16 protein-coding genes are annotated in these 14,296 nt (G+C 64.4%); 3 read left to right on the top strand and 13 right to left on the bottom strand.

The window, feature by feature from the left end:
- Nucleotides 1-2: 2 nt before the first annotated feature.
- The 4 genes from kdpC to kdpF are packed head-to-tail and all read right to left on the bottom strand — an operon-like array spanning nucleotide 3 to nucleotide 4,449.
- Nucleotides 3-572 carry a potassium-transporting ATPase subunit KdpC gene (kdpC, locus tag ACOZKU_RS11715; RefSeq protein WP_421579017.1) on the bottom strand — a complete coding sequence of 190 codons (570 nt, stop codon included), beginning with the start codon at nucleotides 570-572 and terminating at the stop codon, nucleotides 3-5.
- Between the two features lie 2 nt (nucleotides 573-574).
- Complete coding sequence (kdpB, locus tag ACOZKU_RS11710; RefSeq protein WP_421579016.1) at nucleotides 575-2,611, bottom strand: potassium-transporting ATPase subunit KdpB; 2,037 nt, start codon at nucleotides 2,609-2,611, stop codon at nucleotides 575-577.
- Nucleotides 2,612-2,621: 10 nt separating this feature from the next.
- Nucleotides 2,622-4,331: a potassium-transporting ATPase subunit KdpA gene (gene kdpA, locus ACOZKU_RS11705; protein ID WP_421579015.1), complete on the bottom strand. Its 1,710-nt coding sequence runs from the start codon at nucleotides 4,329-4,331 to the stop codon at nucleotides 2,622-2,624.
- A gap of 16 nt (nucleotides 4,332-4,347) precedes the next feature.
- The gene (kdpF, locus tag ACOZKU_RS11700) at nucleotides 4,348-4,449 is read right to left on the bottom strand and encodes a K(+)-transporting ATPase subunit F (RefSeq protein ID WP_421579014.1); all 102 of its coding nucleotides are present in this window, start codon (nucleotides 4,447-4,449) and stop codon (nucleotides 4,348-4,350) included.
- Between the two features lie 281 nt (nucleotides 4,450-4,730).
- Between kdpF and ACOZKU_RS11695 the strand changes: the two genes are divergently transcribed.
- From ACOZKU_RS11695 to ACOZKU_RS11685, 3 genes are read left to right on the top strand one after another with little or no spacing between them, the layout of a single operon-like run.
- Nucleotides 4,731-5,105, top strand: a complete 375-nt coding sequence (locus tag ACOZKU_RS11695) for a hypothetical protein (protein WP_314088441.1) — start codon at nucleotides 4,731-4,733, stop codon at nucleotides 5,103-5,105.
- A complete protein-coding gene (locus ACOZKU_RS11690; RefSeq protein ID WP_314088444.1) occupies nucleotides 5,089-5,655 on the top strand; it encodes an RNA polymerase sigma factor in 567 nt (188 codons plus the stop codon). Before ACOZKU_RS11695 ends, ACOZKU_RS11690 begins: the two co-directional genes overlap by 17 nt.
- Nucleotides 5,652-6,425 carry an anti-sigma factor family protein gene (locus tag ACOZKU_RS11685; RefSeq protein ID WP_421579013.1) on the top strand — a complete coding sequence of 258 codons (774 nt, stop codon included), beginning with the start codon at nucleotides 5,652-5,654 and terminating at the stop codon, nucleotides 6,423-6,425. The genes ACOZKU_RS11690 and ACOZKU_RS11685 overlap by 4 nt, the downstream gene beginning before the upstream one ends.
- Nucleotides 6,426-6,432: 7 nt before the next feature.
- Here the strand turns inward: ACOZKU_RS11685 and ACOZKU_RS11680 are convergent, their stop codons facing one another.
- The 9 genes from ACOZKU_RS11680 to ACOZKU_RS11640 form a co-directional block, all read right to left on the bottom strand.
- Nucleotides 6,433-7,710 (bottom strand): L-fuconate dehydratase, encoded by a 1,278-nt coding sequence (locus tag ACOZKU_RS11680; protein WP_314088448.1) that lies wholly within the window; start codon nucleotides 7,708-7,710, stop codon nucleotides 6,433-6,435.
- 61 nt (nucleotides 7,711-7,771) lie between these two features.
- Nucleotides 7,772-8,506: an SDR family oxidoreductase gene (locus ACOZKU_RS11675; protein WP_421579012.1), complete on the bottom strand. Its 735-nt coding sequence runs from the start codon at nucleotides 8,504-8,506 to the stop codon at nucleotides 7,772-7,774.
- A gap of 21 nt (nucleotides 8,507-8,527) precedes the next feature.
- A complete protein-coding gene (locus ACOZKU_RS11670; protein ID WP_421579011.1) occupies nucleotides 8,528-8,977 on the bottom strand; it encodes a MaoC/PaaZ C-terminal domain-containing protein in 450 nt (149 codons plus the stop codon).
- A gap of 13 nt (nucleotides 8,978-8,990) precedes the next feature.
- Nucleotides 8,991-10,061 (bottom strand): Gfo/Idh/MocA family protein, encoded by a 1,071-nt coding sequence (locus ACOZKU_RS11665; protein WP_421579010.1) that lies wholly within the window; start codon nucleotides 10,059-10,061, stop codon nucleotides 8,991-8,993.
- A complete protein-coding gene (locus tag ACOZKU_RS11660; RefSeq protein WP_421579009.1) occupies nucleotides 10,054-10,383 on the bottom strand; it encodes an L-rhamnose mutarotase in 330 nt (109 codons plus the stop codon). The genes ACOZKU_RS11665 and ACOZKU_RS11660 overlap by 8 nt, the downstream gene beginning before the upstream one ends.
- Before the next feature lie 3 nt (nucleotides 10,384-10,386).
- Nucleotides 10,387-11,505, bottom strand: a complete 1,119-nt coding sequence (locus tag ACOZKU_RS11655; RefSeq protein WP_421579008.1) for a mandelate racemase/muconate lactonizing enzyme family protein — start codon at nucleotides 11,503-11,505, stop codon at nucleotides 10,387-10,389.
- Nucleotide 11,506: 1 nt separating this feature from the next.
- Nucleotides 11,507-12,604 (bottom strand): ABC transporter ATP-binding protein, encoded by a 1,098-nt coding sequence (locus ACOZKU_RS11650; RefSeq protein ID WP_421579007.1) that lies wholly within the window; start codon nucleotides 12,602-12,604, stop codon nucleotides 11,507-11,509.
- 3 nt (nucleotides 12,605-12,607) lie between these two features.
- Nucleotides 12,608-13,474, bottom strand: coding sequence for a carbohydrate ABC transporter permease (locus ACOZKU_RS11645; protein ID WP_421579006.1), 867 nt, complete (start codon nucleotides 13,472-13,474; stop codon nucleotides 12,608-12,610).
- Between the two features lie 14 nt (nucleotides 13,475-13,488).
- The coding region (locus tag ACOZKU_RS11640) for a carbohydrate ABC transporter permease (RefSeq protein ID WP_421579005.1) at nucleotides 13,489-14,296 on the bottom strand (808 nt) is incomplete at its 5' end.

The following is a 14,296-nucleotide window of genomic DNA, read 5'->3' as shown; positions in this document are numbered from 1 at the left end:
TCTCAAGGTCCGCGCGCATCGAGCGCGAGGTTCAGCTGTAGCACGTTCACCCGCGGTTCGCCGATGACACCGAAAAGACGGCTTTCTATACGACTTTCGACAAGGTTCGCTATCTCCGTTTCCGAAAGTCCCCGCGCCTTTGCAACGCGCGCGACCTGCGCCCGTGCGAAAGCCGGGGAAATATGCGGGTCGAGGCCCGAGCCGGAGGTCGTTACCGCATCGGCCGGCACGGGGGTGGCGAGGCCCGACGCCTTGAGCCTTTCGACATCGGCCGCGACGCGATCCCTCAGCTTCGCCGAGGTCGTGCCGAGGTTCGAGCCGGACGAGGCCGCGGCATTGTAGGCGTCCGGGCCGGTCGCGGAGGGGCGCGGCCAGAAATATCTATCCGTCGTGAAGGCCTGGCCGATCAGGCCGGAGCCGATGACGGCACCGTTCCGTTCGATCAGCGAGCCGTTGGCCGCGGCGGGCATCACGGCCTGCGCGACGCCGGTCACGGCGAGCGGATAGAGGAGCCCGAGCAGCGCGGTCAGAGCGAGGACGAGGGTGATGGCGGGGCGAAGATGGTTCAACATGGTTACACCAGATGTAGGGCGCTGACGGCAAGGTCGATAGCCTTGATGCCGGCAAAAGGCAGGAGTAGGCCGCCGAGGCCATAGACGAGAAGGTTGCGGCGCAGCAGGGCGGCGGCACCCGCCGGGCGATAGGCCACGCCGCGCAACGCCAGCGGGATCAACGCCACGATGATCAGCGCATTGAAGATGACGGCCGAGAGGATGGCTGATTGCGGCGAGGCGAGGTTCATGACGTTGAGCGTGGCGAGCGCCGGATAGGTCGCGACGAACAGCGCCGGGATGATCGCGAAATATTTCGCGACGTCGTTGGCGATCGAGAAGGTGGTGAGCGAACCGCGCGTCATGAGGAGTTGCTTGCCGATCTCCACGATCTCGATGAGCTTCGTCGGGCTGGAATCGAGGTCCACCATATTGGCCGCCTCGCGGGCGGCCTGCGTGCCGGTCTGCATGGCGACGCCGACATCGGCCTGGGCAAGCGCCGGCGCATCGTTGGTGCCGTCGCCGCACATGGCGATCAGTCGGCCGCCCTGCTGCTCGCGCCTGATATAGGCGAGCTTGTCCTCCGGCGTGGCCTGGGCGAGGAAATCGTCGACGCCGGCTTCAGAGGCGATAGCCGCGGCGGTGACGGGATTGTCGCCCGTCACCATGACGGTGCGGATGCCCATGGCGCGCAGCGCCGCGAAACGATCCTTGATGCCGGGTTTCACCACGTCCTTGAGATGGATGACGCCGAGCAGGCGCGTGCCATCGGCAACGGCGAGCGGCGTGCCGCCGCTGCGGGCGACCATCTCGACGGATTGGCGGAACTCAGCCGGAGCATCGCCTTCGGCCACGCCGGCAAAGCGCAATACGGCATCAACAGCGCCCTTGCGCAGTTGCCGCCCGCCGATATCGACACCGGAGAGGCGGGTTTCTGCGGTGAACGCGATGATCGCGTCGAAACGGGCTTCCGGCTGGACGACACCGAATTCACCTGTCGCAAGCGCGACCACGGAGCGGCCCTCCGGCGTCTCGTCGGAAAGGCTGGCAATCAGCGCCGCCTCTGCAAGCGCCTTCTGCGCCACGCCGGGTGCTGCCAGAAAATCGCTTGCCATGCGGTTGCCGAAGGTGATCGTGCCGGTCTTGTCGAGCAGCAGCGTATCGACGTCGCCGGCAGCCTCCACGGCACGGCCGGAGGTGGCGATGACATTGAAGCGCACGAGGCGGTCCATGCCGGCAATGCCGATGGCCGAGAGAAGACCTCCGATGGTGGTCGGGATCAGCGTGACGAGCAGTGCCGCCAGCACCGTCACCGTCAGCACCGTGCCGGAATAGCCGGCCAGGCCCCAGATGGCGACGCAGACGAAGAGGAAGATCAGCGTGAGGCCGGACAAGAGGATCGACAGCGCGATCTCGTTCGGCGTCTTCTGGCGTTGTGCGCCTTCGATGAGCGCGATCATGCGATCGACGAAGGAAGAGCCGGGCGCAACGGTGATCTTCACCTTGATCTCGTCTGACAGCACCTGCGTGCCGCCGGTTACCGCCGAGCGGTCGCCGCCGGATTCGCGAATGACGGGCGCGGATTCGCCGGTAATGGCGCTCTCATTGACCGAGGCAACCCCCTCGATCACCTCGCCGTCGCCCGGAATGAGTTCGCCGGCCGCGACGAGCACGATATCGCCGACGACGAGTTTTGGCGCGGCGACGGTTTCTGTCGCGCCAGAAGCGGTGAGCCGGCGGGCGACGAGTTCGGATTTGGTTCGTTTCAGGCTATCGGCCTGCGCGCGGCCCCGCCCCTCGGCGACGGCCTCCGCGAAGGTCGCGAAAAGCACGGTGAACCAGAGCCAGGCGGCGATCTGGCCGGAAAAGCCGGCCTCGGCACTGCCTGTGAAGAGGTCGCGCAGGAAGAGCACCGTGACGACGGCCGCGACGGCTTCAGTGACGAAGATCACGGGGTTGCGCACGAGTTGGCGCGGATCGAGCTTGACGAAGGCGTCGCGCGCTGCGGGCAGCAGGATCGCCGGATCGAGCAGGCTTACGGCGTGATGGTCCTTTGACATGGAAATATCCTTAGAAGGTCTGGCCGGCGAGCATGGCGAAGTGCTCGACGATGGGACCGAGGGCGAGGGCCGGGAAGAATTGCAGGCCGCCGAGGATGAGGATGATGCCGATGAGCAGGCCGACGAAGAGCGGGCCGTCCGTCGGGAAGGTGCCGGAGGACGGCGGCGCCTTGACCTTGGCGGAAAGCGATCCCGCAATCGCCATGACCGGCACGACATAGGCGAAGCGGCCGAGCAGCATGGCGATGCCGAGCGTCGTGTTGTACCAGACGGTATTGCCCGTCAGCCCGCCGAAGGCCGAGCCGTTGTTGGCCGCTGCCGACGTATAGGCATAGAGGATTTCCGACAGGCCGTGCGGACCTGCCGTGCCGATGCTGGCGACGGCGACGGGCAACAGGGCCGAGACCGCAGTGAAGCCGAGAATGGCGAGCGGCAGCACGAGCACGGCGAGCATGGCATATTTCATCTCGCGGCCTTCGATCTTCTTGCCCAGAAATTCCGGCGTGCGGCCAACCATCAAGCCGGAGACGAAGACGGAGAGAAGCGCGAAGACCAGCATGCCGTAGAGGCCGGAACCGACGCCGCCCGGCAGCACTTCGCCGAGCTGCATCAGGAACATCGGCACGAGGCCGCCAAGCCCGGTGAAGGAACCGTGCATGCCATTGACGCCACCATCCGAAAGTCCGGTCGTGACGGCGGCATAGAGCGCGGTCATCGCCTGGCCGAAACGGACCTCCTTGCCCTCCATATTGCCGAGCGCCGGATCGACGCCGACAGCGGTCAGGATCGGATTGCCGGCGGCTTCGGCCCAGTAGATGACGGCGACACCCGAAATCAGCAGGACGGCCATGGCGCTGATGATCGCCCAGCCCTGCCGGCGGTTGCCGACGAGTTCGCCGAACGCGTAAACGAGCGCGGCAGAGATCGACAGCATGGCGAAGATGTTAAGGTAATTGGCAAAAGCCGTAGGGTTTTCGAACGGATGCGCGGCATTGACGTTGAAGAAGCCGCCACCATTGGTGCCGAGCTGCTTGATCGCCTCCTGGCTGGCGACCGGGCCAAGCGCGATCGTCTGGCTTGCGCCTTCCAGCGTCGTTGCCGTAACGGAGGCGTCCAGTGTCTGCGGCAGGCCCATGGCGACGAAGGCGAGTGCGACAACCAAGGCCATCGGCAGCAGCACATAGAGCGTCGCCCTCGTCATATCGACCCAGAAATTTCCGAGCGTCGCGGTCTTGGAGCGGGCGAGCGCCCGCGTCAGCGCAATGGCAAGCGCCATGCCGGTGGCGGCGGAGAGGAAATTCTGCACCGTCAGGCCGGCCATCTGGCTGAAATGGCTGAGCGTGGTTTCCCCGCCATAGTTCTGCCAGTTGGTGTTGGTGACGAAGGAAACCGCGGTGTTGAAGGCAAGGTCCGGCGCCATGCCGGCAAAACCCTGCGGGTTGAGCGGCAGATAGGCTTGCAGGCGCAGGATCGCGTAGAGCGCGACGAAGCCGGCGATGGAAAAGGCAAGCATCGAGAGCGTATAGGCCAGCCAGCCCTGCTCCTTGCCCGGCGAGATGCCGGAGATGCGGTAGAGGTCGGTCTCGAGGCGCCCGAGCACCGGCGACAGCGCCGTGCGCTCGCCGGCGAAGACGCGGGCCATATAGAGGCCGAGCGGCTTGATGGTGGCGAGCACCACGAGGAAGAAGAGGGCTATCTGTAGCCACCCGATCATGGTCATGGGGTTCTCCCGGAATTCAGAAGCGTTCGGGTCGCAGCAGCGTGACCACGAGATAGACGCCAAGTGCTACGGCGACGAGAAGGCCGAAAAGCGGTTCGAGCATCGTCGCCTCCTTCACAGCCGGTCGAGCGCGCGGGCATAGACGGCGAAGATGAGGAAGGTGCCGCAGCCGAGCGCGAGAAATATGAAATCGGACATGTCCGTTCTCCTGTTTATGCAGAGGACAGACTAGACGCGGCGTGGGTCAGGTTTCGATTGGGAAGGCGGGCTGGCGGCATAAGGAAAAGATAAAGACCCCTGCCCTCGCATTTTTTCGAAGGACGATGGAATAATCGCGGGAGGACCGGTGTCTTGACATTGGCGGCACGGAAAAAGTCGCCGTAACGATGGGAGACGACCATGAAGTTGCTGATCCTTTTGCCATTCGCCGTTGCCGCTCTCGCCGGCAGCGCTTTTGCCGCCGAACCCTTCAAGACGGTCAAGACCGCCAAGGGCGAGGTTCTCGCCGGCGACAAGGGCATGACGCTCTATACGTTCAAAAAGGACGAAAAGGGCGAATCCTACTGCTACGACAAATGCGCCGCCAACTGGCCGCCGGCTCTTGCCGCTTCCGGTGCGAAGGCGGAGGGTGCATATTCGCTCGTCACCCGCAAGGATGGCGCCAAACAATGGGCCAAGGATGGCATGCCGCTCTACTACTGGGTCAAGGACAAGAAGCAAGGCGATGCGACCGGCGACGGCATGAACGGCGTCTGGAATGTCGCCAAGCCCTGACCAGCCGCAGAAGCCCGAGGACGGCAGGCGGGAGGGCATCGCCTCCCCGCCGCTGTCCTTCGACGCCCAGATTCTCGCGCTCCTGCCGCAGCTCCGGCGCTATTCGCGCAGCCTGACGCGCTCGGATGCCGAGAGCGACGACCTGCTGCAGGATTGCGTCGAGAAGGCGCTCGTCCACCGCGCGCAATGGCGCGGCGCCAATATCCGCGCCTGGGCCTATCGCATCATGACCAACCTTCACCTCAACGCGCGCCGCGCCGTCGCCCGACGCCCCTCCGTCGGTATCGAGGCGGCGGAGGGCGTCGCGTCGAACACGCTTCCGGCCGATCCGCTGGAGCGCAACCGGCTGGTGCGGGCGCTGGGAGACCTTCCCAACGATGCGCGGGCGGTGTTGATGCTGGTGGCCGTTGAAGGGCATTCCTATCAGGAGGTCGCCGATATCATGGATATTCCGCTCGGCACCGTCATGTCGCGCCTGTCGCGCGCCCGCCACATGCTGCGGCAGAAGCTGCAGGAGGAAAACGTGATCCAGTTGCGGAGCCCGAGATGAGCGAGACGCATCCCGTTGCCGAAGCCGACCTGCACGCCTATGCCGACGGCCTGCTCGACGAGGCCGCGCGCCGTCGCGTGGAAGCCCACCTTGCCGAACACCCGGAAACGGCCCGCATGATCGCCGACTGGCAGGCGCAGAACGACGGGCTGCGCAATGCCTTTGCCTCCTATGCCACCACGCGGCCGTCGGATCTCCAGCTCGTCGCGGGTGCGAGAACCACAAGCCCGCCGCGCCGCCTTGCCATGGCCGCCGCCGCCGTGCTGGTCTTCGCGCTCGGCGGCCTTGCCGGCCATTTCGGGCCATCGCTTTTCGGAAAGCCCATGACGCGGACGGCGATAGAGGCGCTGCCGCAGGAAGCGCGCAACGCCTATCTGATCTATGCAAGCGAAGTGCGTCACCCCGTCGAGGTCTTCGCCGATCAGGAAGCGCATCTGGCAACCTGGCTCGGAAAGCGCCTCGCCATCGACGACATGAAGGTGCCGAACCTCCAGACGCTCGGCTTCAGGCTCGTCGGCGGCCGCCTCCTGCCCGTCGCGGACAAGCCGGGGGCGATGTTCATGTACGAAAGCGAGACCGGCCAGCGCATCACCGTGCTAGTGGGGCGCAACGAGGATAACCGGGAGACCAGCTTCCGCTTCGCCTCGGCGGAGAATGTCGAGACCTTCTACTGGATCGACGGCGCGCTCGGTTATGCTGTGACCGGCGACATTCCCCGCGACCTGCTCCAGCAGATCGCCGAGGAATGTTACCGGCAATTCCCGACCTGAGACGGCCTTACGGCCGAAACGTATAGGTCGCGATCGACTCCGGCTTCATCTCGATGGAAAAGCCCGGCAATGAGGGCGGCATGTAGGCGGCGTTCTCGATGCGGCAGGGATCGAGGAAGTGCTCGTGCAGGTGGTCGACATATTCGATCACGCGACCGTCCTTGGTGCCGGAGACGGCGATATAGTCGATCATCGAAAGATGCTGGACATATTCGCAGAGCCCGACGCCGCCGGCATGGGGCCAGACCGGCAGGCCGTATTTCGCCGCCATCAGCAGCACGGCCAGCACCTCGTTCAGGCCACCCATGCGGCAGGAATCGATCTGCACGATGTCGATCGCGCCGCCGGCGATCATCTGCTTGAAGACGATGCGGTTCTGGCACATTTCGCCGGTCGCGACCTTCACGGGATGGATCGCATCGCGGATCGCCTTGTGGCCGGCGATATCGTCCGGGCTCGTCGGCTCCTCGATGAAGAACGGCTTGTAGGGCTGCAATTCCTTCACCCAGTCGATCGCCTGGCCGACCTCCCAGATCTGGTTGGCATCGATCATCATGGTGCGGTCGTCACCGATCACCTCGCGGGCGATGCGCAGGCGGCGTTTGTCGTCTTCGAGGTCGCGGCCGACCTTCATCTTGATATGGGTGAAACCCTGATCGACGGCCTCCTGGCAGAGGCGGCGCAGCTTCTCGTCATCGTAACCAAGCCAGCCGGCCGAGGTCGTGTAGCACGCGTAGCCCTCCTTCTCGAGCGTCGCGATGCGCGCCGCCTTGCCGGCTTCCGCCTTTTTGAGAATGGCCAGCGCCTCCTCCGGCGTCAGCGCGTCCGTGAGATAGCGGAAGTCGATGATATCGAGGATTTCCTCCGCGCTCATCTCGGCGACGAGGCGCCAGACCGGCTTGCCGGCCTGCTTGGCGAGCAGGTCCCAGACCGCGTTGACCACCGCACCCGTCGCCAGATGCATGGCGCCCTTGTCCGGGCCGATCCAGCGCAACTGGCTGTCGCTCGTCACATGGCGCCAGAAGCGGCCGGGGTTTTCGCGCACCCAGTCGAGATCGAGGCCGACGACAAGATGTTTCATCGCATCGATCGCCGCGCAGCAGATCTCGTTGCCGCGGCCGATGGTGAAGGTCAGGCCGTGGCCTTCCAGCCCCGCCTCATCCGTGCCGAGCACGACATAGGCGGCCGAATAATCCGGATCGGGGTTCATGGCATCCGAGCCGTCCAGGCTCTGCGAGGTGGGAAAGCGCAGGTCGATGGAGCGGAGGCTGGTGATCTTGGTCATGGAAGCGCCCTTGGAAATGGTCGGATTGGCCGTCGACGCAAGGACGACGGCCGTTGATGGTTCAGATGGTCCAGCCGCCGTCGATGGCGTAGGCCTGGCCCGTCGTGTAGGTGGCGCCGGCGAGATAGACGGCGAGGTCGGCGATTTCCTCCGGCGTGCCGATGCGGCCGATCGGCTGGCGGGCGATGAAGGCAGCGCGGGCGGCCTCGAAATCGCCCTGCGCGCGCAGGCGGTCCTGCAGCGAGGGGCTTTCGACCGTGCCGGGGCAGATGCAGTTGCAGCGGATGCCCTGGGCGACATAGTCGGCGGCGACCGACTTGGTGAGGCCGACGACGGCGGCCTTGGTAATCGTATAGGCGGCACGGTTCGGCACACCCTTGATGCTGGAGGCGACGGAGGCCATGTTGATGATGGCGCCGTCCTTCTTTTCCAGCATCGCCGGCAGCACGGCGCGGATCATGCGCACCATGGCGCGGACATTGAGATCGAAGGCGAAGTCGAGGTCCTTGTCCGCCATCTCAAGGATCGAGCCGGCATGCACGAAGCCGGCACAGTTGAACAGCACGTCGAACGGGCCGGTCGCGGCGACGACGCGGTTGACGGCGTCCGCATCGAGCACGTCGAGCACGTAGGTCTCGATATTGGCCTCGGTGGCGAGGCTCTTCAGCGCCTCCGCATTGATGTCGGTCGCAATCACCTTGGCACCGGCGCGGGCGAAGGCGAGCGCGCTTGCCCGGCCGATCCCCTGGCCGGCGGCGGTGAGGAGGACACGCTTGTTTTCGAGAGAAAGGCTCATGGTTGCTCCTTGCATAGGGCGTCAGGCGCGCGGGCGGCGCTCGACGACGTAGATATGGTCGGCGGCGAGGACGACCTCGCCCTTCTGGTTGATGACCTCGGTGCGCTCGATGACGCGGCCCGAGCCGGCGCGTTTCGGATCGTCCTCCTTGGCCGATATCGTCACACGGGTGTGAATCGTATCGCCGATGAAGACGGGTCTGACAAAACGCATCCTGTCATAGCCGTAGGAAAAGGCGACCGGATTGATGACGCTCGCCGTCAGGCCGACGCCGATGGAGAAGACTAGGGTGCCGTGGGCGATACGCTGGCCGAACGGCTGCGTCTTCATGAACTCGGCATCCATGTGATGCGGAAAGAAATCGCCGGTATGGCCGGCATGCACGACGAAATCCGTTTCCGTGATTGTGCGCCCGCTCGTCCTGCGCCCCTCGCCGATCTCGTAGTCCTCGAAATATTTGAGCTGTTCCATCTCATGTTCCTGTTTAAGGTCGCGCGGCAAGCGGTGTGGCGGACGCAGCGCTGGAGGCGTAAGCGGCCTCGACGAGCGCCATGGTCATCCAGGCATCCTCGACCGAGGAGACGAGTTCGGCATCTTCGCCGGCAACGAAGCGCTGGAGATTGGCCATGCGGCCGACGAAGGCATCGGGGAACCATGTGCCCTCAAGCGACACCGCCACCCAGCCATCGCCGCCCTTTGGATAGATTTCCAGAATATCCGGCTCACCGCGCGGATAGTCGAGATTGACGCCGAGCTGCAGATAGGCCGCGCCCTCGGTGCCGGAAACACGGAATTCGCAGGCCTGATGCCGGCGGCCGAACTTGTGGTCGTGGTTGATCGACAGCGCGCAGCGGACCCTATCGCCGTAGTCGAGGATCGCGGTCGTGCGCGTCTGCGCCATCTTATGGTTCGGATGACCGATCGACTTGGCGTGCACACCCTGCGGATCGCCTAGGATCTGGCGGATGGCGTCGAGATAGTGGATCGAGTGCATCGCGATCTCGATGCGCGGCAGGCCTTCGAGGAAGGACCAAAGCTCCCACGGCGTATCGAGCGCCAGATAGACGTCGAAATCGACGACTTCGCCGAGCAGACCCTTGGCAATCGCATCCTTCAGCGCGAGCAGCATGGGCGCGAAACGGAGCTGAAAATTGACGGCGGCCTTCAGCTTCTTGTCACGGCAGATGTGCAAGATCTCCGTCGCTGCCGAAAGATCGGAGCCCATAGGTTTCTGGATCAATGCCGCCGCACCGTCCGGCAGGGCGGCCAGCGCCTTCGCATGCGCCGCCGGCGGTGTGGCGAGATCGAAGATCGCGCCTTCGACGGACGCCGCTTCCTCGACCGTGCGATAGGCCGCGACACCCCATTTTTCGGCCAATCCCTTGGCCTTGTCGTGGTCGGGATCATAGACCCCGGCAATCGGGAAACCGCCCTTGCGATAGGCCGGATAATGCGCATCGCCGACGATCGAACCGGCGCCGAAGGTGACGATCGGGCGCGGATTTGACGGGCGGGGCCAGGATTGGGCCAGTGATGTCGGATCGAAATCAGCCATGGAAGAACACCTCTTCCATACCGGCCCACCACTCGCCTTCCTTGCGGGTGTCGAGCGGCGCCTGGCAGGGCATGCAGACGGCCCACCATTCCTGCGTCCTCGGGTCTGCGGCCATTTTCGCCATGTCGCCGGCATAGTCGGCGCCGTGATATTCGAAGAAGGAAAACAGCAGGTTCTCCGGCTCCTTCAGGAAGATCGAATAGTTCCGGATGTTGCAGGCCGAAATCCGCGCCAGCACCTCTGGCCAGACGGCGGCGTGCAGGCGCTTGTACTCCTCGATCCTCTCCGGCTTGACGCCGATGACCATGCCGATGCGCTGCATGTCTCAGGCTCCCTTGCGGATTTCCCGCTCAAATTCCCTAATCGAGCGGGCGCGGATGGCGTCCCAGTCCCAATCGATGCCGAGGCCGGCGGTCATCGGCGCGAGCGCCCTGCCGTTTTCGATCTTCAGGCGCGAGGTGGTGATGTCGTCGAGCTGCGGGATGTATTCGACATATTTGCCGTTCTGCACCGCGCAGGTCAGGCTGACATGCAGTTCCATCAGGAAGTGCGGGCAGACCGGCATGTCGAAGGCCTCAGCCGCATGCGCCACCTTCAGCCAGGGCGTGATGCCGCCGATACGGCCGGCATCAACCTGCACGATCGAGCAGGCGCCCTTCTGCATATATTCGCGGAAATGGCGGATCGAATAGAGCGATTCCCCGATGGCGATCGGCGTCGATGTGGACCGGTTGAGGCGGACATGGCCGTCGATGTCGTCGGCCGGCAGCGGCTCCTCGATCCAACCGAGATCGAGTTCGCGCAGGCGCTCGGCCCGGCGGATCGCTTCGTCGACCGAAAACCCCTGGTTGGCGTCGGTCATGATCTCGTAACCATCGCCAACCGCCTTGCGGACCGCCGACAAGCGCGAAAAATCCTCGGAACCGTGCGGCTTGCCGATCTTCACCTTCGAGCCGGTAAAGCCTTGTGCCTTGGCGGCCAGCGCATCCTCGACCAGCGCTTCGACCGGAATGTGCAGCCAGCCGCCCTCGGTCGTGTAGAGCGGGCAGCGATCCTTCGCGCCGCCGGCGAGCTTCCAGAGCGGCAGGTTCTGTTTGCGGGCGCGCAGATCCCAGAGCGCGGTGTCGATGGCGGCGAGCGCAATCGAGGTGATCGCGCCGATCGTCGTGGCGTGGGTGGCGAATTCCAATTCGTGCCAGATCGCCTCGATCCGGTCGGCATCGCGGCCGATAATGCGTGGCACGAGATGATCGGCGAGCAACCGCATGACGGAGGAGCCGCCCGTGCCGATCGTATAGCTGTAGCCGGTGCCGACGGCGCCGTCGCTGTCGGTGATGGTGACGAGCGGCGTTTCCTGCGAAACGAAGCTCTGGATGGCATCCGTGCGTTCGACCTTCGGGCGAAGGTCGACCATTTTCAGTTCGACGCGTTCGATCTTCGCCATGTCAGCCTCTCAGCGTGCGGCCGCTTTCGCGGTCGAAGAGATGCGCCTGGGACAGGTCGAAGCAGAAGGGCAGCGCCTCGCCAGGCGAAAGCCGACGCGGGTTCAGCATGCGGCCGACCCATTCGGCACCGGCGAAGTCGGAGAAAACGAGCGTTTCGTTGCCGAGCGGTTCCGTCAGGATGACACGCAGGTCCTGTCTGTGCACGTCGGCGTCTTCACCGGAATGGATGCCGTGGCCTGCCGGATAGAGATCGTCGGGCCGCAGGCCGAACGTCACCTTCTGGCCGGCCGTCACACGATCCCTGAAGCGGGCCGGCAGCGGAAGGCGGTCGCCATTGGCGAAAACCACCTGGCCATCCACGATCTCGGCATCCTTGAGGTTCATCGGCGGCGAACCGATGAAGCCGGCGACGAATTTCGACTGGGGACGCTGGAAGACATCCTCCGGCGTGCCGACCTGTTCGATATGGCCATCTCGCATGATGACGATGCGGTCGGCGAGCGTCATCGCCTCCACCTGATCATGCGTGACGTAGATGACCGTCGATTGGACCTTGGCATGCAGCTTCTTGATCTCGACGCGCATCTGCGTCCTGAGCTTCGCATCAAGGTTCGACAGCGGTTCGTCGAACAGGAACACATCCGGATTGCGCACGATGGCGCGGCCCATGGCGACGCGCTGGCGCTGGCCGCCGGAGAGCTGCGAGGGGCGGCGGTCGAGCAGGTGTGTGAGGTCGAGCGTTCTGGCGGCCTCCTCCACCTGCGGCGCGATATCTTCCGGCTTCTGACCGGCGATCTTCAGCGAGAAGCCCATGTTCTCGCGCACGGTCATATGCGGATAGAGCGCATAGGACTGGAAGACCATGGCAAGGTTGCGGGCACGCGGCGGCAGGTCGTTGACCACCCGGCCGCCGATCCTGATGTTGCCGTCGGAGATCGGCTCGAGACCGGCGATCATGCGCAGCGTCGTCGACTTGCCGCAGCCGGAGGGACCGACCAGCGCGATGAATTCGCGGTCCGCCACGTCGAGATCGATGCCGTGCACCACTTCGAGCGAGCCGTAGCGCTTCACCAGCTTTTCAAGGGAAACGGTTGCCATGGATTATCCTTTGACTGCGCCGGAGGTGAGGCCGGAAACGAGATGCTTCTGCACGATGAAGGTCAGGACGAGGGCCGGAATGATCATGATCACCGCCAGCGCGCACATGCCGCGCCAATCGATGGTGAATTCCGAGGTGTAGTCGAGCAGGCCGACCGGCAGGGTCTTGGAGGTGACGGAACGGGTGAGCTGCGAGGCGAGCGCGAACTCGTTCCACGAGGTGAGGAAGGCGAAGATGCCGGCGGATGCGATGCCGGGACCGGCGAGCGGAAACTCCACCTGCCAGAAGGCCTGCCAGCGCGTGCAGCCGTCGATCTGCGCGGCCTCGGCGAGATCCTTCGGCACCTGCCGGAAGAAGCCGTCGATCAGCCAGATCGTGAAGGGCACGTTGAGCGCCACATAGGCCGTGATCAGGCCGAAATGCGTGTCGATGATGCCGAGCTTCGAATAGACGAAGAACAGCGGCAGCGAGAGCGCGATGCCGGGAACGGTGCGCGTCAGCATCAGGCCGAGGAAGATCGACGACTTCGCCTTGAAGCGGAAGCGTGCGAAGGCATAGCCGCCGGCCATGCCGATGGCGAGCGCGATCACCGTCGAGGTGACGGAAATGATCAGCGAATTGCGGAAGTATTCGATGATCGGGATACCGCCCTGCCCGATGCCGGAAAACATCGCGACATAGGCGTCGAAGGACAGGTCCCGCGGGATCCAGACCGGCGGCTTGGCCATGATCTCGACCGTCGGGCGGAAGGAGGCGAGCACGATCCACAGGCCCGGCAGGCAGATGACGGTCATGGCCAGAAACAGGCCGATCTTGTGGGCGGCGGCGAGGAGAAAGCTGTTGAAACGGGCTTTTGCGTTGTCGTTCATCTTACGGGTCCTCCCTACCATTCGGCCGCGATCTGGGTCCGCGCGGCCGAGAGCTTGCGGAAGAAATAGACGGTGAAGACGATGGACAGCAGGATAGCGACATAGGCCATGGCATTGGCAAGGCCCATGCGGGCATCGGCGTAAGCCGTGCGCGAGACGAGCGTCCAGAGCAATTCCGTGCGCTTGGCCGGGCCGCCATCCGTCATGATCTTCACTATGTCATAGGCGCGGGCGACATCCAGCGAGCGGATCGTCATGGCGATGTAGGCAAAGGGCATGATGAAGGGCCAGGTGACGTAGCGGAACGTCTGCCACGGCGTGCAGCCGTCGACGCGCGCCGCCTCGATCGGCTCCTTCGGCATGGCAAGCAGGCCGGCCAGGATCAGAATGGCGAAGACGGAGGTGGACGACCAGATTTCGGCGACGAGGATCGCGAAGAAGGCGAGCGACCCGTCGATCAGCCACGGGATCGCCTGATCCGTCAGGCCGAGCGACTGCAAGGCGTTGTTCACGAGGCCGATATTGTCGTTGAACATGAACTTGAACTGGAAGCCGACGAGGATCGGCGAGAACATCATGGGGAACATCATGATGGTGCGCAGTAGCCGCTGGCCGCGCGTCGCCTTCTCCACCAGCATGGCAAGGCCAAGCCCGAGCAGCATTTCGACATTGAGCGCGACGGTGAGCAGCAGCACGGTGCGGCCGAAGGCCGTCCAGAATTCGATGTCCGTCAGGATGCGCACATAGTTGCGGAAGCCGATCAGCGTGAAGAGCGATGCCGGCTGCGTCAGCCGGAACGGTGTGAAGCTCGAATAGAGCGAC

This window comes from Shinella sp. M31, assembly GCF_049199205.1.
Lineage (GTDB): Bacteria > Pseudomonadota > Alphaproteobacteria > Rhizobiales > Rhizobiaceae > Shinella.
The sequence above is the reverse complement of the archived record's forward strand: the minus strand, read 5'-3'. Positions and strand labels throughout refer to the sequence as shown.

Bases quoted from the DNA above. Each gene is read 5' to 3' on its own strand.
- ACOZKU_RS11650 (WP_421579007.1), bottom strand. From the start codon at position 12,604: ATGGCAACCGTTTCCCTTGAAAAGCTGGTGAAGCGCTACGGCTCGCTC.
- ACOZKU_RS11655 (WP_421579008.1), bottom strand. From the start codon at position 11,505: ATGGCGAAGATCGAACGCGTCGAACTGAAAATGGTCGACCTTCGCCCG.
- ACOZKU_RS11670 (WP_421579011.1), bottom strand. From the start codon at position 8,977: ATGGAACAGCTCAAATATTTCGAGGACTACGAGATCGGCGAGGGGCGC.
- ACOZKU_RS11685 (WP_421579013.1), top strand. From the start codon at position 5,652: ATGAGCGAGACGCATCCCGTTGCCGAAGCCGACCTGCACGCCTATGCC.
- kdpB (WP_421579016.1), bottom strand. From the start codon at position 2,611: ATGTCAAAGGACCATCACGCCGTAAGCCTGCTCGATCCGGCGATCCTG.
- kdpA (WP_421579015.1), bottom strand. From the start codon at position 4,331: ATGACCATGATCGGGTGGCTACAGATAGCCCTCTTCTTCCTCGTGGTG.
- ACOZKU_RS11665 (WP_421579010.1), bottom strand. From the start codon at position 10,061: ATGGCTGATTTCGATCCGACATCACTGGCCCAATCCTGGCCCCGCCCG.
- ACOZKU_RS11660 (WP_421579009.1), bottom strand. From the start codon at position 10,383: ATGCAGCGCATCGGCATGGTCATCGGCGTCAAGCCGGAGAGGATCGAG.
- kdpC (WP_421579017.1), bottom strand. From the start codon at position 572: ATGTTGAACCATCTTCGCCCCGCCATCACCCTCGTCCTCGCTCTGACC.
- ACOZKU_RS11675 (WP_421579012.1), bottom strand. From the start codon at position 8,506: ATGAGCCTTTCTCTCGAAAACAAGCGTGTCCTCCTCACCGCCGCCGGC.
- ACOZKU_RS11690 (WP_314088444.1), top strand. From the start codon at position 5,089: ATGTCGCCAAGCCCTGACCAGCCGCAGAAGCCCGAGGACGGCAGGCGG.
- ACOZKU_RS11680 (WP_314088448.1), bottom strand. From the start codon at position 7,710: ATGACCAAGATCACCAGCCTCCGCTCCATCGACCTGCGCTTTCCCACC.
- ACOZKU_RS11695 (WP_314088441.1), top strand. From the start codon at position 4,731: ATGAAGTTGCTGATCCTTTTGCCATTCGCCGTTGCCGCTCTCGCCGGC.
- ACOZKU_RS11645 (WP_421579006.1), bottom strand. From the start codon at position 13,474: ATGAACGACAACGCAAAAGCCCGTTTCAACAGCTTTCTCCTCGCCGCC.